Raw genomic sequence first — 245 nt, 5'->3', positions numbered from 1 at the left:
TTTAAATCCTTAAACTTAAAATCAACGTCACCTAAGAATAGACTAGTATACTTCCTTTCCGAAATGTCTAAATTCTTATTTATATAACTCTTTACATTTGAGGTTCCATATATAACATATTCGTTAAGAAAAATACTACGGGGAGATTTTATAAAGGTAAATACCTCTACATCATTGCTCTTTGCCGAATTAAGTATGTCATTAGCCATTTCTACATCATTTGTATCTTTTTGCAAATATAATGT

General features: G+C 28.2%; 1 protein-coding gene. It reads right to left on the bottom strand.

Features of this window, described 5'->3' with window-relative positions; translation table 11 throughout:
* Positions 1–209, bottom strand: a 209-nt coding sequence (locus F1003_RS17130) for a hypothetical protein (RefSeq protein WP_235898440.1), incomplete at its 3' end; no start/stop codon positions are given.
* Between the last annotated feature and the right edge of the window lie 36 nt (positions 210–245).

Source organism: Winogradskyella ouciana (assembly GCF_009709615.1).
Taxonomy (GTDB): domain Bacteria; phylum Bacteroidota; class Bacteroidia; order Flavobacteriales; family Flavobacteriaceae; genus Winogradskyella; species Winogradskyella ouciana.
This window is presented reverse-complemented; position numbering and strand designations above follow the sequence as displayed.